The organism is Pseudomonas sp. B19125 (assembly GCF_044218855.1).
GTDB classification, from domain to species: Bacteria; Pseudomonadota; Gammaproteobacteria; order Pseudomonadales; family Pseudomonadaceae; genus Aquipseudomonas; species Aquipseudomonas edaphica.
Genome location: NZ_CP162589.1, coordinates 368,166 through 382,130, shown reverse-complemented (window position 1 = coordinate 382,130; position 13,965 = coordinate 368,166). Strand labels below are relative to the sequence as shown.

Genomic DNA, 13,965 nt, shown 5'->3' with positions numbered 1-13,965 from the left:
TAAGGCCACTGCGTTTTTTCCTGATGAAACCGTGTTGTCTGGTTTTGGGGGCGCTTCGCACCCCAACGCGGGGCAAGCCCGCTCGCCACAACAGCTCGCCCGCCACAAAAGCTTTGCTGGGCTAGTAGAGGGCGCCATCCAGGATTTGATAGACGATGCTGGTGCCGATGGCGATCAACACGATATCGCCGCCGGAACGACGCCATTCATACCCTGGGTATTGCGGCAGATGGGCCAAGGCGCGGTTGTCGAGGCGTTCGCCGTAGTAGTTGCGTGGCAGCGGTTGGCCCCGCACCAGGCGCACGCCAGGAGGTGGTGGCGCGCCACGGCGGAAGTCGTTGTGGTTGTCACGGATCACCTGGCGCACGGGGCCGAAGTCCTGTGGCGGGCCACGACGGTTATCCTGCGGGCCGCGATGGTCGTCGCCGCGTTGCTCGTACTGGCCTTGCGGGCCGCCACGGCCTGGGCCATCGCCGCGTTGGTCGGGCGGCGCGGCCTGCGCCAGGGCACTTGCGCCGAGCATCAACACGCCAAGACCTGCGATCAAGCGTTTAGGCATTTTCATGGGGGCTTTCCTCAGTACTGCACGAACAAAAAAGGGATTTCGAACGAGGCTCGAAATCCCTTGGTCTTGTCAGTTTAGGTACTGGATTGCCCGGATGATTCCTCTGTATCAGGAACTTTACCCATTGCTACACGCCGCTTACGTACGGGCGTTACGGACACCTTCCGACAGCGCCGCGCAGAGGCTCAATACGCCATCAATTGCTTGCTGATCATTTTTCGCATTGGCGATGTGATCGATCAGCGCCGAACCCACCACCACACCGTCTGCCAGGCGTGCGATAGCGGCGGCTTGTTCCGGTGTGCGAATACCAAAGCCGATGCTGATCGGCAGGTCGGTATGCCGACGCAGGCGCGTTACCGCTTCCTCGACGTGTTCCAGGGTGGCGGCACCGGCACCGGTCACACCGGCCACCGACACGTAATACACAAAACCGGAGCTGCCGTTAAGCACGGTCGGCAGGCGCACGTCATCAGTGGTCGGCGTGGTCAGGCGGATAAAGTCGATGCCTGCCGCCTGGGCCGGGTCGCACAGCTCGCCGTTATGCTCGGGCGGCATGTCGACCACGATCAGGCCGTCGACACCGGCTTCTTTGGCGTCAGCGATAAACGTGGGCACGCCGTATTTGTGGATCGGGTTGAAGTAACCCATCAGCACCAGTGGCGTGTCCTGGTTGTCTTTGCGGAACTCGCGAACCATCTGCAGGGTTTTCAGCAGGTTCTGTTTGGCTTCCAACGCACGGATGTTGGCCAGTTGAATCGCCGGGCCGTCGGCCATCGGGTCGGTGAAGGGCATGCCCAGCTCGATCACGTCGGCACCGGCGGCGGGCAAGCCCTTGAGGATCGCCAGCGAGGTGTCATAACCCGGGTCGCCGGCGGTGACGAAAGTCACCAGGGCGGCGCGGTTTTGTTCTTTCAGTTGCGCAAAACGGGTTTGCAGGCGGCTCATCAGTGTTTCTCCTGCTTTGACTGCTCTTGTTGAGAGTGTTCCATATGGTGCATCACGGTCTGCATGTCTTTGTCGCCACGGCCGGACAGGTTGACCACCATCAGGTGATCTTTCGGCAAGGTCGGTGCGCGCTTGAACACTTCAGCCAGGGCATGGGCGCTTTCCAGTGCAGGAATAATCCCTTCCAGGCGGCAGCATTTGTGGAAGGCTTCGAGGGCTTCGTCGTCGGTCACCGAGGTGTACTGAACACGGCCGATATCATGCAACCAGGCGTGTTCAGGGCCGATACCTGGGTAGTCGAGGCCGGCGGAAATCGAGTGGGCGTCGATGATCTGGCCGTCGTCGTCCTGCAACAGGAAGGTGCGGTTGCCGTGCAGCACGCCCGGTACACCGCCGTTGAGGCTGGCGGCGTGCTTGCCGGTTTCGATGCCGTGGCCGGCGGCTTCAACGCCGATGATTTCGACGCTGGTGTCATCCAGGAACGGGTGGAACAGGCCCATGGCGTTGGAACCACCGCCGATGCATGCCACCAGGCTGTCCGGCAGGCGGCCTTCCTGGGCTTGCAGCTGGTCGCGGGTTTCCTTGCCGATCACGGCCTGGAAATCGCGCACCATCGCCGGGTACGGGTGGGGGCCGGCCACGGTGCCGATCAGGTAGAAAGTGCTGTCGACGTTGGTCACCCAGTCACGCAGGGCTTCGTTCATCGCGTCTTTAAGGGTGCCGGTGCCGGCGACCACCGGGATCACTTCTGCGCCCAGCAGCTTCATGCGGAACACGTTGGCCTGCTGGCGCTCGATGTCGGTGGTGCCCATGTAGATCACGCAATCGAGGCCAAAGCGCGCCGCCACGGTGGCGGTGGCCACGCCGTGCATGCCCGCGCCGGTCTCGGCGATGATGCGTTTTTTGCCCATGCGCCGCGCCAGCAGGATCTGGCCGATGCAGTTGTTAATCTTGTGCGCGCCGGTGTGGTTGAGCTCTTCACGCTTGAGGTAGATCTTGGCGCCGCCACAGAACTCGGTCAGGCGCTCGGCGAAGTACAGCGGGCTTGGGCGCCCGACGTAGTCGCGTTGGAAGTAGGCCAATTCTTCGTTAAAGGCCGGATCGATCTTGGCCGCTTCGTATTCGCGGGCCAGGTCGAGGATCAACGGCATCAGGGTTTCTGCGACGTAGCGGCCGCCGAACGCGCCAAACAGGCCGTTGGCGTCGGGGCCGTTGCGAAGGTCGGTCTGGGACTGAGTCATGGGGCGCTCCAGGAAAGAAGGTGAGGAGAGGCAATGACGGCCACTCTACCCCTGACGCGCCAGGCTGAAAACCGATAAGATCGCCACAACCTGTCAGGAAAACTCACAGATGAGCCGAGACCTACCGCCCCTCAATGCCCTGCGTGCGTTTGAGGCCACCGCCCGCTTGAACAGCGTCAGTCAGGCAGCCGAGCAACTGCATGTGACCCATGGCGCGGTCAGTCGCCAGTTGAAGGTGCTGGAAGAGCACTTGGGTGTCAGCCTGTTCGCCAAAGACGGGCGCGGCCTTAAACTCACAGATGCAGGCGTTCGGCTCAGGGATGCCAGTGCCGAAGCGTTCGAGCGTTTAAGGGATGTTTGCGCCGAACTGACCCAGGCCAGCGCCGATGCGCCTTTTGTGCTCGGCTGCTCGGGCAGCTTGCTGGCGCGCTGGCTGATTCCGCGCCTGGGCCGCTTGAACGCAGACTTGCCCGACTTGCGTCTGCACCTGTCGGCGGGTGACGGCGACCTCGACCCACGGCGCCCCGGCCTGGATGCCCTGCTGGTTTTTGCGGAGCCGCCATGGCCAGCGGACATGCAGGTGTATGAGCTGGCCAGCGAGCGCATTGGCCCGGTAATGAGCCCGCGCTTCGCCGGTTACGAACGCCTGCGCCAGGCGCCGCCCCACGCCCTGTGCGGTGAAGCCTTGTTACACACCACCTCGCGCCCGCAGGCCTGGCCCATCTGGGCGCAGCAACATGACATCGAGCCCGGCGCGTTGAAGCACGGCCAGGGTTTTGAGCATTTGTATTATTTGCTGGAGGCGGCGGTGGCGGGTTTGGGTGTGGCAATTGCGCCCGAACCGCTGGTGGCAGAGGACCTGCGAGCGGGTCGCCTGGTGGCGCCGTGGGGTTTCAGTGAAACCCCGGCGCACCTGGCGTTGTGGCTACCCAAGCGCGCCGCAGACGGGCGCGCGGGTCAGTTGGCGCAGTGGCTCAAGGCTGAGCTGTTGCGCCAGCCAGTTTAGTCACCGCGTTTGCACAGCAGGTAAGCCGCCAACAGGCCCAGCGCGCCAACGGCAACGCCGGCGGTAGTCCATGGGTGCTCTTGTGCGTAGTCACGGGTTGCCGCGCTGGTTTCGCGGATTTTGACTTTGCTTTCTTCATAGGCATCGCTGATCAGGTGGCGGGAATGCTTGAGGGCATTCTCGGCATTGCTTTTCAGGGCCTTCAGCGTTTTGCGCGACTCATCGGACGCATCGTCCTTGAGGCTCTCAAGGGACTTGAGCAGGCTCGAAATCTCGGCTTCCATGCTTTCCAGCGACGCTTTGCGTAAAGAAGTGTTGGCCATGTGGAACTCTCCTGAAGTGATTGAGTGGCATGTGTAGATACCGACTCCACGGTTTTCAGAAAGTGCAGTAAATCTGAACTTTCGAGTGGGATTGGTCGCCAGAAGCAGTACGAAGATTCACTGCTACGCTCACTAGAGACCTCAGGAGAAACGTTATGTCTGATCATCACACCTACAAGAAAGTCGAACTGGTCGGCTCCTCGACCACCAGCATCGAAGATGCCATCAACAACGCCATCGCTGAAGCGCACAAGAGCATCAAGCACCTGGAGTGGTTCGAAGTGACCGAAACACGCGGCCATATCAAGGACGGCAAGGCCGCGCACTTCCAGGTCACGCTCAAGGTGGGATTCCGAATTGCCAGTAGTTGATCCCGTGAGTTGAACTTGCTGACTGGCCGATTGCCATAACCTGCGCTACAACCATTGGGTGCCGACGCCATAAGCGTCGGCACGCACTTTTCGATCAGCGCAAGGAAAGTAACGGATGAAGAAGTTCCTGTTAGCGGTAGGTTTGTTGAGCATTGCGGGCACTGCCCTGGCGGCGGGCAAGCCTTGTGAAGAGCTGAAAGGTGAACTCGCGGCGAAGCTCGACGCTAAAGGTGTTCAGCATTATTCGCTGGATGTTGTCGACAAAGGCGCGGCGGCCGATGGCAAAGTGATTGGCAGCTGCGAAGGCGGCACCAAGGAAATCGTCTACAAGCGCGGTTAATCCCGTGCAGACATGAAACGACGCACCTGTGGCGAGGGAGCTTGCTCCCGCTGAGTGCGCAGCGCTCCCTTTCTTTTGGGGCCGCTACGCAGCCCAGCGGGAGCAAGCTCCCTAGCCACAGGTGCGTCGTTTTTTTCGCCTGCGGGTAATCAGCCCTTCATCACCTGCGCCAGCAGCTCGTAGGAATGAATCCGGTCGGCATGCTCATACAGGTCGCTGGTAAAGATCAGCTCATCGGCGCCGGTTTGCTCGATCAACACTTCCAACTTCGCACGGATCTTCGCTGGGCTACCGACCATGGCCAGGCCAAGGAAGCTGCCCACCGCGTCTTTTTCATGGGGCAGCCACAGGCCATCCATGGTTTTAACCGGCGGGCGCTGCACCAGGCTTTGCCCGCGCATCAGCGCCAGGATGCGTTGGTACACGGAAGTGGCCAGGTAGTCGGCCTGCTCGTCGGTGTCGGCGGCCACCAGCGGAATGCCGAGCATCACGTAGGGCTTGTCCAGCACGGCTGAAGGCTTGAAGTGATTGCGGTATACGCGAATCGCCTCGTGCATCAAACGGGGTGCGAAATGTGAGGCGAAGGCGTAGGGCAAGCCGCGCTCACCGGCCAATTGCGCGCTGAACAGGCTCGAACCAAGCAGCCAAACGGGCACGTTGGTGCCGGTACCGGGTACGGCGATGATCCGTTGGTCGGGCGTGCGTGGCCCAAGGAAAGCCATCAGTTCGGCCACATCTTCCGGAAACTCGTCAGCACTGCCGGAGCGTTCACGGCGCAGGGCGCGGGCGGTCATCTGGTCGGAACCAGGCGCGCGGCCCAGGCCCAGGTCGATGCGGCCGGGGTACAGGCTTTCCAGGGTGCCGAACTGTTCGGCAATCACCAACGGCGCGTGGTTGGGCAGCATCACGCCGCCGGAACCGACGCGAATCGTCGAGGTGCCACCGGCCAAATAACCCAGCAACACCGAAGTGGCCGAGCTGGCGATGCCGTCCATATTGTGGTGTTCAGCCACCCAGATACGGTTGTAGCCGAACTTTTCCACGTGCTGGGCCAGGTCCAGCGAGTTGCGCAATGACTGCGCGATGCTGCCGTTGGCGCGCACGGGCACGAGGTCGAGGGTCGAGAACTTCACGTCGGACAGCGATTTCATAAGCCTGCTTCTCCATTAGGTGCGCAGGCTTATAGACGAACCAAAACCTGCCGCTTCATGTGCATGCTCTATGCAATGAGGGCATATACCCGAGATTCAATAGCAACTGCGAAATTTCCTACTAAATCGCTAGGTTTCTCCGACAAGATGAACTTTGCCGGGCCGTCTATCCTCAGAACCCTTACTGACGCAAAACCACCGTTCGAGGAGAGAGCTATGAGTATTGTTAAAAAAGCATCCGCGCATTGGGAAGGTGATCTGAAGACGGGCCTGGGTTCCATCTCCACGGAAACTGGCGTGCTGCGCGAAGCACCCTATGGCTTCAAGGCCCGTTTCGAAGGCGGCAAGGGCACCAACCCTGAAGAGTTGATCGGCGCGGCCCACGCTGGCTGTTTCTCCATGGCATTTTCCATGATTCTGGGCGATGCCGGCCTTAAGGCTGACAGCATCGACACCCAGGCTGAAGTGACCCTGGACCAGGTGGATGGCGGTTTTGCGATTACCGCCGTGCATTTGGTCTTGAAAGCCAAGATCCCCGGCGCAAGCCAGGCGCAGTTCGAGGAACTGAGCAAAAAGGCGAAGGAAGGCTGCCCAGTGTCGAAAGTGCTGAACGCAAAAATCAGCCTGGATGCCACGCTGGTCTAACTGACACAGCAAGATCCCCTGTGGGAGCGGGCTTGTGTGGGAGCCGGGCTTGCCCGCGATAGGTTCACCTCGGTTATCCAGTTGTATCGAGGCGTTGCCATCGCAGGCAAGCCAGCTCCCACACAGGCCCGCTCCCACATTTTGTTCTGCGTTAAATCAGAACTCGCGTTTAGATCGTTCCCCCGCTCCCGCGTGGGAATGCAGCCCGTGACGCTCTGCGTCACACCTGCGCAGAACTTGAATGCTGTGGGCGGGACGCGGAGCGTCCCAGGCGGCATTCCCACGCAGAGCGTGGGAACGATCTGATCCCCTGTGGGAGCGGGCTTGTGTGGGAGCCGGGCTTGCCCGCGATAGGTTCACCTCGGTTATCCAGCTGTATCGAGGCGTTGCCATCGCAGGCAAGCCAGCTCCCACAAAGGCCCGTTCCCATAGTTTGTTGTGCGTTAAATCAGAACTCGCGTTTCCAAAATGTGGTCGAATAGCCTAGGCGCACACCCGTGCGCAGTGCATTCAGGGAGCTTCACACATGAAACGTTTTGCCTTGGCGATCATTTGCGGTGTATTGGCCACTTCGGCCGTGGCCGCGCCAAAAGATTGTGAAGAGCTCAAGCAAGAGATCGAGGTAAAGATCCAGGCCAAGGCGATTCCGTCTTACACCCTTGAAATCATCACCGCCGAAGAAGCCAAGAATCATGACAGCGCCATGATCGTCGGCTCCTGTGAAAACGGCACCAAGCGCATCATCTATCAGAAGAATAGCGACTGATCAGATGCAATTAACGCTGCGCTCCTCCGCCAACAGCTGACGCGCCGCGTTGTACAGCCGGATGTTGGGCGTAAAGGCCAGCGAGCGCCCTTCCAGCACATAGCGCTGGCCTGCCTGGAAGTTGTCGTATTGCAGGGTCATGAAGCAGGTTCGGTCATGGGTCTGGTCCAGGCCGCCAAAGCCCGCCCCGGTGTTCACTTCGAAATCAAAGCGCACCATCAGCTCATGGCTGCCGGGTGGCACCTGGAAGAAACGCCCGTCGTTGAGGTTCTTGCCGTCCAGGCGCTGGGCCATCACCAGTTTGGCGCCGGGTGTCGGCGTGGCGAAATCGATCCAGGCCTGGTGCGGGTCGACCGGCGGGATTGGGGTCGAAGCGCAGGCGCTGAGAAACAAGGCGGTGACGGGGAGCAAGAGCTGGCGCATGGCGGGCACTCAACGGTGGGTAAGAATTCAACCTGGCAGCCTGTGGCAACAGACGCTGTATCAGTATAAACACGCCACGGCATGGAAAAATTCCGTGCAGGCAGGATAGTCTGGCGGGCCAATAACCCAGGAGCGGTCGGTGCATGGTCAGGCGTTTTCTTCCAGGGTTGATGGTGCTGCTGCTCAGCGGCTGTTCCAGTGTGAGTTACTACAGCCAGTTGGCCAGCGGCCAATGGCAGTTGCTGCGGGCTCGGGAGCCGGTTGCCGAGGTCATCGCCGACCCTGCTCGCCCACAGGCGTTGCGCGCCCACCTGATGCAATCGCAGCAGGCCCGCACCTTTGCCAGTGAGCACCTGCACCTGCCTGACAACCAGAGTTACCGCCTGTACGCCGACATTGGCCGGCCTTACGTGGTCTGGAATGTGTTCGCCACGCAGGAGTTTTCGCTGTCGCCTGAAACCCACTGCTTCCCTATCGCTGGGTGCGTGGCCTATCGCGGCTATTACAGCCAGGGCGCAGCACGCGGCGAAGCGGCGCTATTGCAGCAACAAGGCATGGATGTGTCGATGGGCGGCGTCGAAGCCTATTCCACCCTGGGCTGGTTCAACGACCCGATCATGAGTTCGATGATGCATTGGGGGGATGAGCGCCTGGCCACGCTGATCTTCCACGAGCTGGCGCACCAACGCTTTTATGTGAAGGACGACACCGAGTTCAACGAGTCCTATGCCAACTTCGTCGAGCAGGAAGGCACCCGTCAATGGCGTGCGGCGCGGGGCTTGGCGCCGCTGAGCAATGCGGCGTTGCAGCAGCGCGACCAATTTATCCGACTGGTGCTCGATACCCGCAAACGCCTGGAGGCGTTGTACGCACAGCCCTTGGCGGCGGATGTGATGCGCCAGGCCAAAGCGGCAGAGTTCGAGCGCCTGCGCAGTGAGTACCGGCACATGCGCGACAGCCAATGGGGCGGTGACAAGCGTTATGACGCGTGGATCAACCAGCCGATGAACAATGCGCGGTTATTGCCGTTCGGGCTGTATGACCAGTGGGTGCCGGCGTTTGCGGCGTTGTTTGCGCAGCAAGGCGGGGATTGGGTGAAGTTCTTTGCGGCGGTGGAGAAGCTGGGTGGGTTGCCGGTTGAGCAGCGTAAGGCGGCGTTGCGGCAGTTGGAAGGTGGTGGCCGGTAGGGCCTTATCGCAGCATAACTATCTACCCTACCTGTTAACACAAAGTCTGTGGCAGGTGGGCTGTTGTGGCGAGCAGGCTTGTCCTGCGTTGGGCTGCGAAGCAGCGCCAAACCCAGACGCTGAGTTCTTTCAGGAAAATTGCAGTGCCTTTACTGGGGCCGCTTCGCAGCCCAACGCAGGACAAGCCTGCTCGCCACAGGAGAAATTGGCTGCCTTCAAAAGTTGTAGATACCCATGCCCATCGCAGGCAAGCCAGCTCCCACAGTTTGAATTGTGAACACGGTCAAATGTGGGAGCTGGCTTGCCTGCGATAGCGGTCTCAGCCGCGCTGCAAAAACGCCTGATGCATCTGCTCCAGCGTCTCAAAATGCCAGGTCGGCGCCTCAGCATTCAGTTCTTCAAAACTGCCAAACCCATAACCCACCGCCGCCGAATCCAACCCATTGCTGCGCGCCCCGATCAAGTCGTGCTTGCGATCACCAATCATCAGGGTAGTCGCCGGGTCCAAACCCTCTTCGCTCATCAGGTGCGCAATCAGCTCAACCTTGTTGGTGCGCGTGCCATCCAGTTCGCTGCCGTAGATCACCTTGAAGTGCTTGGCAAAATCAAAATGCCGGGCAATCTCACGGGCAAACACCCACGGTTTGGATGTGGCGACATACAGCTGGCGGCCCTGGCCGTTCAGCTCCTCAAGCAACGGCATCACGCCATCGAATACGCGGTTTTCATACAGGCCGGTGAGCTTGAAGCGTTCGCGATAAAAATTCACCGCTTCCCAGGCTTTGGCCTCATCGAAGTCATAGAACTGCATAAAGGCTTGCAGCAACGGCGGGCCGATAAAGTGTTCCAGCTTGGTCAGGTCCGGCTCGTCGATACCGAGCTTGCCGAGGGCGTACTGGATCGAGCGGGTGATGCCTTCACGCGGATCGGTCAGGGTGCCGTCCAGGTCGAACAGCACGGTTTGGTATTGCTGGGTCATTGATCGAATCCTTCAGCCAGGTGCAGGTCTTTGAGCTTCACGTAGTTCGCGGCGCTGTAGGTGAAGAAGGCACGCTCTTTGTCAGTCAGTGGGCGGATCTGTTTAACCGGGCTGCCCACGTACAAAAAACCACTCTCAAGTTTCTTGCCGGGCGGCACCAGGCTGCCGGCGCCGATGATCACATCGTCTTCGACCACCGCGCCGTCCATCACGATGCTGCCCATGCCGATCAGAATGCGATTGCCGACCGTGCAGCCGTGCAGCATGACTTTGTGGGCGATGGTCACATCATCGCCGATCAGCAGCGGGAAACCGTCCGGGTTGAACGGCCCGGCATGGGTGATATGCAGCACACAGCCGTCCTGCACACTGGTGCGCGCACCGATGCGGATGCGGTGCATGTCGCCGCGAATCACCGTCAATGGCCAAACCGAGCTGTCGGTGCCGATTTCGACATCGCCGATCACCACCGCCGAAATATCGACAAAAGTCCCGGCGCCCAGGGTTGGCGTGTGGTTCTGATAGGTGCGAAGGGTCACGATAGCCTCTCTCTTATAGGTTGATAGCTGCGGTGGGTGTTGATTGTAATTAAGATGGCCCCATCTTTGTCTTATCAGTTTCTTCAGCCAAGGTGCCCACCGTGAGCGCGAACAACCCACTTTTGCAGTCCTACGACCTGCCGCCGTTCTCGGCGATCCGTGCCGAGCACGTGCAGCCGGCCATTGAACAGATCCTCGCCGATAACCGCGTTGCCATCGAAGGCATCCTGCAAAGCCAGGGTAAAAACCCTACGTGGGCCGGTCTGGTTCTGGCCATGGACGAACTGAATGACCGCCTGGGCGCCGCCTGGAGCCCCGTCAGCCACCTCAACGCCGTGTGTAACAGCGCCGAACTGCGCGAAGCCTACGAGGCGTGCCTGCCGGCATTGAGCGCCTATTCCACCGAGATGGGCCAGAACCGCGAACTGTTCCAGGCCTTCGAAGCCCTGGCCAACAGCCCGGAAGCCGCCGGTTTCGATGTGGCGCAAAAAACCATTCTGGAACATTCACTGCGCGACTTCCGCCTGTCGGGTATCGATTTACCGCCAGAGCAGCAAAAACGTTACGCCGAAGTGCAGAGCAAACTGTCTGAGCTGGGCAGCAAGTTTTCGAACCAATTGCTGGACGCCACCCAGGCGTGGACCAAGCACGTCACCGACGAAGCCACCCTCGCCGGCCTGACCGACTCGGCCAAGGCGCAAATGGCCGCCGCCGCCCAGGCTAAAGGCCTCGATGGCTGGCTGATCACCCTCGAATTCCCAAGCTACTACGCGGTAATGACCTACGCCCAGGACCGCGCCCTGCGTGAAGAAGTCTATGCGGCCTACTGCACCCGTGCGTCAGACCAAGGCCCGAATGCCGGTAAGAACGATAATGGCCCGGTGATGGAGCAGATCCTCGACCTGCGTCAGGAACTGGCCAAACTGTTGGGCTACGCGTCGTTCTCCGAGCTGAGCCTGGCGACCAAAATGGCCGAGTCCAGCGACCAGGTGCTGAGCTTCCTGCGCGACTTGGCCAAGCGCAGCAAACCCTTTGCCGCGCAGGACCTGCAACAGCTCAAGGCGTACGCCGCCGAACAAGGTTGCGCCGACCTGCAAAGCTGGGACAGCGGTTTCTACGGCGAAAAACTCCGTGAGCAGCGTTACAGCGTGTCCCAGGAAGCCCTGCGCGCCTACTTCCCGATCGACAAAGTGCTGAGCGGCCTGTTCGCCATCGTGCAGCGCCTGTACGGCATCGAGATCGCCGAGCAAAAAGGCTTCGACACCTGGCACCCGGATGTTCGCCTGTTTGAAATCAAGGAAAACGGCCAGCACGTCGGCCGCTTCTTCTTCGACCTGTACGCCCGCGCCAACAAGCGTGGCGGTGCCTGGATGGACGGTGCGCGCGATCGCCGCCGTACTGTCGACGGTGTGCTGCAAAGCCCGGTGGCGAACCTGGTGTGCAACTTCACCCCGGCCGACAGCGGCAAGCCTGCCCTGCTGACCCACGATGAAGTGACTACGCTGTTCCACGAATTCGGCCACGGCCTGCACCACCTGCTGACCCGCGTTGAACACGCGGGCGTGTCCGGCATCAACGGTGTGGCCTGGGATGCGGTGGAGCTGCCGAGCCAGTTCATGGAGAACTGGTGCTGGGAGCCGGAAGGCCTGGCACTGATCTCCGGCCACTATGAAAGCGGCGAGCCGCTGCCCCAGGACCTGCTGGAAAAAATGCTCGCGGCGAAGAACTTCCAGTCTGGCCTGATGATGGTGCGCCAGTTGGAATTCTCGCTGTTCGACTTCGAACTGCATGCCACCCACGGCGATGGCCGCACGGTGGCTCAGGTGCTTGAAGGCGTGCGCGATGAGGTCTCGGTGATGCGTCCGCCTGCCTACAACCGCTTCCCCAACAGCTTTGCGCACATCTTCGCTGGCGGTTACGCGGCGGGTTACTACAGCTACAAGTGGGCCGAAGTGCTGTCTGCCGACGCCTTCTCCAAGTTTGAAGAAGACGGCGTGCTCAATGCCGAAACCGGTCGGGCATTCCGTGAGGCGATCCTGGCGCGCGGTGGCTCCCAGGCGCCGATGGTGCTGTTCGTCGACTTCCGCGGACGTGCACCGTCGATTGACGCACTCTTGCGCCACAGCGGCCTGAGTGAGGACGCAGCAGCATGAGTGATGGGCCTGTGGTGACCAAGAAGCAATTTATCGCCGGGGCGGTCTGCCCGGCGTGCGAAGAGTTGGACAAGTTGAAAATGTGGACCGAAGACGATGTGCCGCACCGCGAATGTGTGGCCTGCGGCTATTCGGACACGCTGAATGAACAAGGCAATTCGGTGCCCAAGGAATTGGGCACGCGGGTCAATACGTCGGCGTTGAAAGCGCCCGCGGACCCGAAGGTGCAGGCGGTGCAGTTTTTCCCTAATCCCAAGCTGAAAAAGGACTGATACCCGACGCCTGCTTCTGCTTGGGGCGGGCTTTTTGTGGGAGTCGGGCTTGCCCGCGATGCAGGCACCGTGGTGTGTCATTCACACCGCGTTGAAGCTATCGCAGGCAAGCCAGCTCCCACAGCCAGCTCCCACAGAAAGGCGCGCTACAGTTGCCCTTCGGCCTTGTCTGTCGTGGTGATCCAGCTTTTTACCGAGCACAGTGCAAAGGCACTGGTGCTGCAGTCGCCATTGGCCAATGCTGTACGCAACTTGTCGATATCTGCCTTCATCATGTAGCGAACGCCGTCTTTAAAGCCGTTACTTGAACCAAAGCCGCCCAGCGTCATCTCGTTCAGCGCATCCTCTTTGCTCCAACCCTGAATCACCACCCGATACATCGCCGCCATCAGGCCAGTGCGATCGGAGCCGTGCTTGCAGTGCATCAGCACCGAGCCATGGGTTTCGGCTTCTTGAATGGTCCGGAGTGCCGCCAGCACGTCGGCATCGTCGACATGGTTGGTGCGATACGTCAACTGCACCTGTTTGATATCAGACGTCTTCAGCCAGGGCGCATCAGATTCCGGCAGGAAGTTGATCACCGTGCCGATCTTCAAATTTTGCAGCACAGGCAGCGCAGTGCTGTCCGGCAACGCACTGCGATACAGCGTGGGTGTCATCTGGTGCAGGTTGAATTGGTTGCCCACTGGCTGTGCCCACTCGGCAGAGCGGATAGACGTAGCCTCGTCGGCGTGGGCCTGCAGCGTGGTGAACAATGCCATGAACGCCAGGCCAAGGGCGGGCAGCAATCGAATCGTGAACATGCGCGTAGAGACCGAATGGGATAGGGCTGATGGGCTAAATATTCGCCTGCGAGGGGTCAATGCCATGTGAGGTGGCCGTCAAAGAATCGTGAATCCGCCCATCTGATCCGCTGTTTTTCGCGCTGAATCGATTTCTCTTAATGCTTAGGCTGCTATCATTTGTAACTATTGATTGCCAGTGTGTGATATCCCTTTGGATCCAATGCCCTGGTAAACCATCACGCTGCTCCCAGAAGCGGCGGATAAACCCGTG

The 13,965-nt window shown here is 60.3% G+C and carries 17 protein-coding genes; 8 read left to right on the top strand and 9 right to left on the bottom strand.

The window, feature by feature from the left end; all coding sequences use genetic code 11:
- Positions 1-121 precede the first annotated feature (121 nt).
- From AB4P96_RS01645 to trpB, 3 genes are all read right to left on the bottom strand, one after another.
- Positions 122-565, bottom strand: a complete 444-nt coding sequence (locus AB4P96_RS01645; RefSeq protein WP_017137925.1) for an anti-virulence regulator CigR family protein — start codon at positions 563-565, stop codon at positions 122-124.
- Between the two features lie 138 nt (positions 566-703).
- On the bottom strand, positions 704-1,513 hold the full coding sequence (trpA, locus tag AB4P96_RS01640) for a tryptophan synthase subunit alpha (protein WP_017137924.1): 810 nt from the start codon (positions 1,511-1,513) through the stop codon (positions 704-706).
- The gene (trpB, locus tag AB4P96_RS01635; RefSeq protein ID WP_058420548.1) at positions 1,513-2,754 is read right to left on the bottom strand and encodes a tryptophan synthase subunit beta; all 1,242 of its coding nucleotides are present in this window, start codon (positions 2,752-2,754) and stop codon (positions 1,513-1,515) included. The genes trpA and trpB overlap by 1 nt, the downstream gene beginning before the upstream one ends.
- 109 nt (positions 2,755-2,863) lie before the next feature.
- Between trpB and AB4P96_RS01630 the strand changes: the two genes are divergently transcribed.
- On the top strand, positions 2,864-3,760 hold the full coding sequence (locus AB4P96_RS01630) for a LysR family transcriptional regulator (RefSeq protein WP_099550179.1): 897 nt from the start codon (positions 2,864-2,866) through the stop codon (positions 3,758-3,760).
- On the opposite strand, the gene AB4P96_RS01625 is transcribed toward AB4P96_RS01630, so the two are convergent.
- Entirely contained in the window at positions 3,757-4,083 is a 327-nt protein-coding gene (locus AB4P96_RS01625; RefSeq protein ID WP_003187304.1) for a YqjD family protein, read from the bottom strand. The two genes, AB4P96_RS01630 and AB4P96_RS01625, sit on opposite strands and share 4 nt — an antisense overlap.
- A 155-nt stretch (positions 4,084-4,238) precedes the next feature.
- Here AB4P96_RS01625 and AB4P96_RS01620 point away from each other — a divergent pair, with 155 nt between their 5' ends.
- Positions 4,239-4,454: a dodecin gene (locus tag AB4P96_RS01620; RefSeq protein WP_016969657.1), complete on the top strand. Its 216-nt coding sequence runs from the start codon at positions 4,239-4,241 to the stop codon at positions 4,452-4,454.
- A 115-nt stretch (positions 4,455-4,569) separates the two neighbouring features.
- Entirely contained in the window at positions 4,570-4,794 is a 225-nt protein-coding gene (locus AB4P96_RS01615) for a DUF1161 domain-containing protein (RefSeq protein ID WP_017137921.1), read from the top strand.
- A 149-nt stretch (positions 4,795-4,943) separates the two neighbouring features.
- Here AB4P96_RS01615 and AB4P96_RS01610 read toward each other — a convergent pair whose 3' ends face one another.
- Positions 4,944-5,945 (bottom strand): LLM class flavin-dependent oxidoreductase, encoded by a 1,002-nt coding sequence (locus AB4P96_RS01610; RefSeq protein ID WP_395600448.1) that lies wholly within the window; start codon positions 5,943-5,945, stop codon positions 4,944-4,946.
- A gap of 216 nt (positions 5,946-6,161) precedes the next feature.
- Here AB4P96_RS01610 and AB4P96_RS01605 point away from each other — a divergent pair, with 216 nt between their 5' ends.
- Positions 6,162-6,590 (top strand): OsmC family protein, encoded by a 429-nt coding sequence (locus tag AB4P96_RS01605; protein ID WP_017137919.1) that lies wholly within the window; start codon positions 6,162-6,164, stop codon positions 6,588-6,590.
- A gap of 526 nt (positions 6,591-7,116) precedes the next feature.
- Positions 7,117-7,356 (top strand): DUF1161 domain-containing protein, encoded by a 240-nt coding sequence (locus tag AB4P96_RS01600; RefSeq protein WP_017137918.1) that lies wholly within the window; start codon positions 7,117-7,119, stop codon positions 7,354-7,356.
- Here the strand turns inward: AB4P96_RS01600 and AB4P96_RS01595 are convergent, their stop codons facing one another.
- Positions 7,357-7,779, bottom strand: coding sequence for a hypothetical protein (locus AB4P96_RS01595; protein ID WP_017137917.1), 423 nt, complete (start codon positions 7,777-7,779; stop codon positions 7,357-7,359).
- 143 nt (positions 7,780-7,922) lie between these two features.
- On the opposite strand from AB4P96_RS01595, the gene AB4P96_RS01590 reads away from it, so the two are divergent.
- The gene (locus tag AB4P96_RS01590; RefSeq protein ID WP_395600447.1) at positions 7,923-8,966 is read left to right on the top strand and encodes an aminopeptidase; all 1,044 of its coding nucleotides are present in this window, start codon (positions 7,923-7,925) and stop codon (positions 8,964-8,966) included.
- A 319-nt stretch (positions 8,967-9,285) separates the two neighbouring features.
- Here AB4P96_RS01590 and AB4P96_RS01585 read toward each other — a convergent pair whose 3' ends face one another.
- Together AB4P96_RS01585 and AB4P96_RS01580 are read right to left on the bottom strand one after the other, a co-directional pair.
- The gene (locus AB4P96_RS01585) at positions 9,286-9,945 is read right to left on the bottom strand and encodes an HAD family hydrolase (protein ID WP_395600446.1); all 660 of its coding nucleotides are present in this window, start codon (positions 9,943-9,945) and stop codon (positions 9,286-9,288) included.
- The gene (locus AB4P96_RS01580; protein ID WP_017137914.1) at positions 9,942-10,484 is read right to left on the bottom strand and encodes a gamma carbonic anhydrase family protein; all 543 of its coding nucleotides are present in this window, start codon (positions 10,482-10,484) and stop codon (positions 9,942-9,944) included. Before AB4P96_RS01580 ends, AB4P96_RS01585 begins: the two co-directional genes overlap by 4 nt.
- 101 nt (positions 10,485-10,585) lie before the next feature.
- Between AB4P96_RS01580 and prlC the strand changes: the two genes are divergently transcribed.
- Both prlC and AB4P96_RS01570 read left to right on the top strand, forming a co-directional pair.
- Positions 10,586-12,637 carry an oligopeptidase A gene (prlC, locus tag AB4P96_RS01575; protein ID WP_017137913.1) on the top strand — a complete coding sequence of 684 codons (2,052 nt, stop codon included), beginning with the start codon at positions 10,586-10,588 and terminating at the stop codon, positions 12,635-12,637.
- Positions 12,634-12,909, top strand: coding sequence for a YheV family putative zinc ribbon protein (locus tag AB4P96_RS01570; RefSeq protein WP_017137912.1), 276 nt, complete (start codon positions 12,634-12,636; stop codon positions 12,907-12,909). Before prlC ends, AB4P96_RS01570 begins: the two co-directional genes overlap by 4 nt.
- 146 nt (positions 12,910-13,055) lie before the next feature.
- On the opposite strand, the gene AB4P96_RS01565 is transcribed toward AB4P96_RS01570, so the two are convergent.
- Positions 13,056-13,712 carry a dual specificity protein phosphatase family protein gene (locus AB4P96_RS01565; protein WP_395600445.1) on the bottom strand — a complete coding sequence of 219 codons (657 nt, stop codon included), beginning with the start codon at positions 13,710-13,712 and terminating at the stop codon, positions 13,056-13,058.
- Positions 13,713-13,965: the final 253 nt, after the last annotated feature.

What these genes read in the sequence shown, in the direction of transcription:
- AB4P96_RS01645 (WP_017137925.1), bottom strand. Translation starts at nt 565, where the DNA reads ATGAAAATGCCTAAACGCTTGATCGCAGGTCTTGGCGTGTTGATGCTC.
- trpA (WP_017137924.1), bottom strand. Translation starts at nt 1,513, where the DNA reads ATGAGCCGCCTGCAAACCCGTTTTGCGCAACTGAAAGAACAAAACCGC.
- trpB (WP_058420548.1), bottom strand. Translation starts at nt 2,754, where the DNA reads ATGACTCAGTCCCAGACCGACCTTCGCAACGGCCCCGACGCCAACGGC.
- AB4P96_RS01630 (WP_099550179.1), top strand. Translation starts at nt 2,864, where the DNA reads ATGAGCCGAGACCTACCGCCCCTCAATGCCCTGCGTGCGTTTGAGGCC.
- AB4P96_RS01625 (WP_003187304.1), bottom strand. Translation starts at nt 4,083, where the DNA reads ATGGCCAACACTTCTTTACGCAAAGCGTCGCTGGAAAGCATGGAAGCC.
- AB4P96_RS01620 (WP_016969657.1), top strand. Translation starts at nt 4,239, where the DNA reads ATGTCTGATCATCACACCTACAAGAAAGTCGAACTGGTCGGCTCCTCG.
- AB4P96_RS01615 (WP_017137921.1), top strand. Translation starts at nt 4,570, where the DNA reads ATGAAGAAGTTCCTGTTAGCGGTAGGTTTGTTGAGCATTGCGGGCACT.
- AB4P96_RS01610 (WP_395600448.1), bottom strand. Translation starts at nt 5,945, where the DNA reads ATGAAATCGCTGTCCGACGTGAAGTTCTCGACCCTCGACCTCGTGCCC.
- AB4P96_RS01605 (WP_017137919.1), top strand. Translation starts at nt 6,162, where the DNA reads ATGAGTATTGTTAAAAAAGCATCCGCGCATTGGGAAGGTGATCTGAAG.
- AB4P96_RS01600 (WP_017137918.1), top strand. Translation starts at nt 7,117, where the DNA reads ATGAAACGTTTTGCCTTGGCGATCATTTGCGGTGTATTGGCCACTTCG.
- AB4P96_RS01595 (WP_017137917.1), bottom strand. Translation starts at nt 7,779, where the DNA reads ATGCGCCAGCTCTTGCTCCCCGTCACCGCCTTGTTTCTCAGCGCCTGC.
- AB4P96_RS01590 (WP_395600447.1), top strand. Translation starts at nt 7,923, where the DNA reads ATGGTCAGGCGTTTTCTTCCAGGGTTGATGGTGCTGCTGCTCAGCGGC.
- AB4P96_RS01585 (WP_395600446.1), bottom strand. Translation starts at nt 9,945, where the DNA reads ATGACCCAGCAATACCAAACCGTGCTGTTCGACCTGGACGGCACCCTG.
- AB4P96_RS01570 (WP_017137912.1), top strand. Translation starts at nt 12,634, where the DNA reads ATGAGTGATGGGCCTGTGGTGACCAAGAAGCAATTTATCGCCGGGGCG.
- AB4P96_RS01565 (WP_395600445.1), bottom strand. Translation starts at nt 13,712, where the DNA reads ATGTTCACGATTCGATTGCTGCCCGCCCTTGGCCTGGCGTTCATGGCA.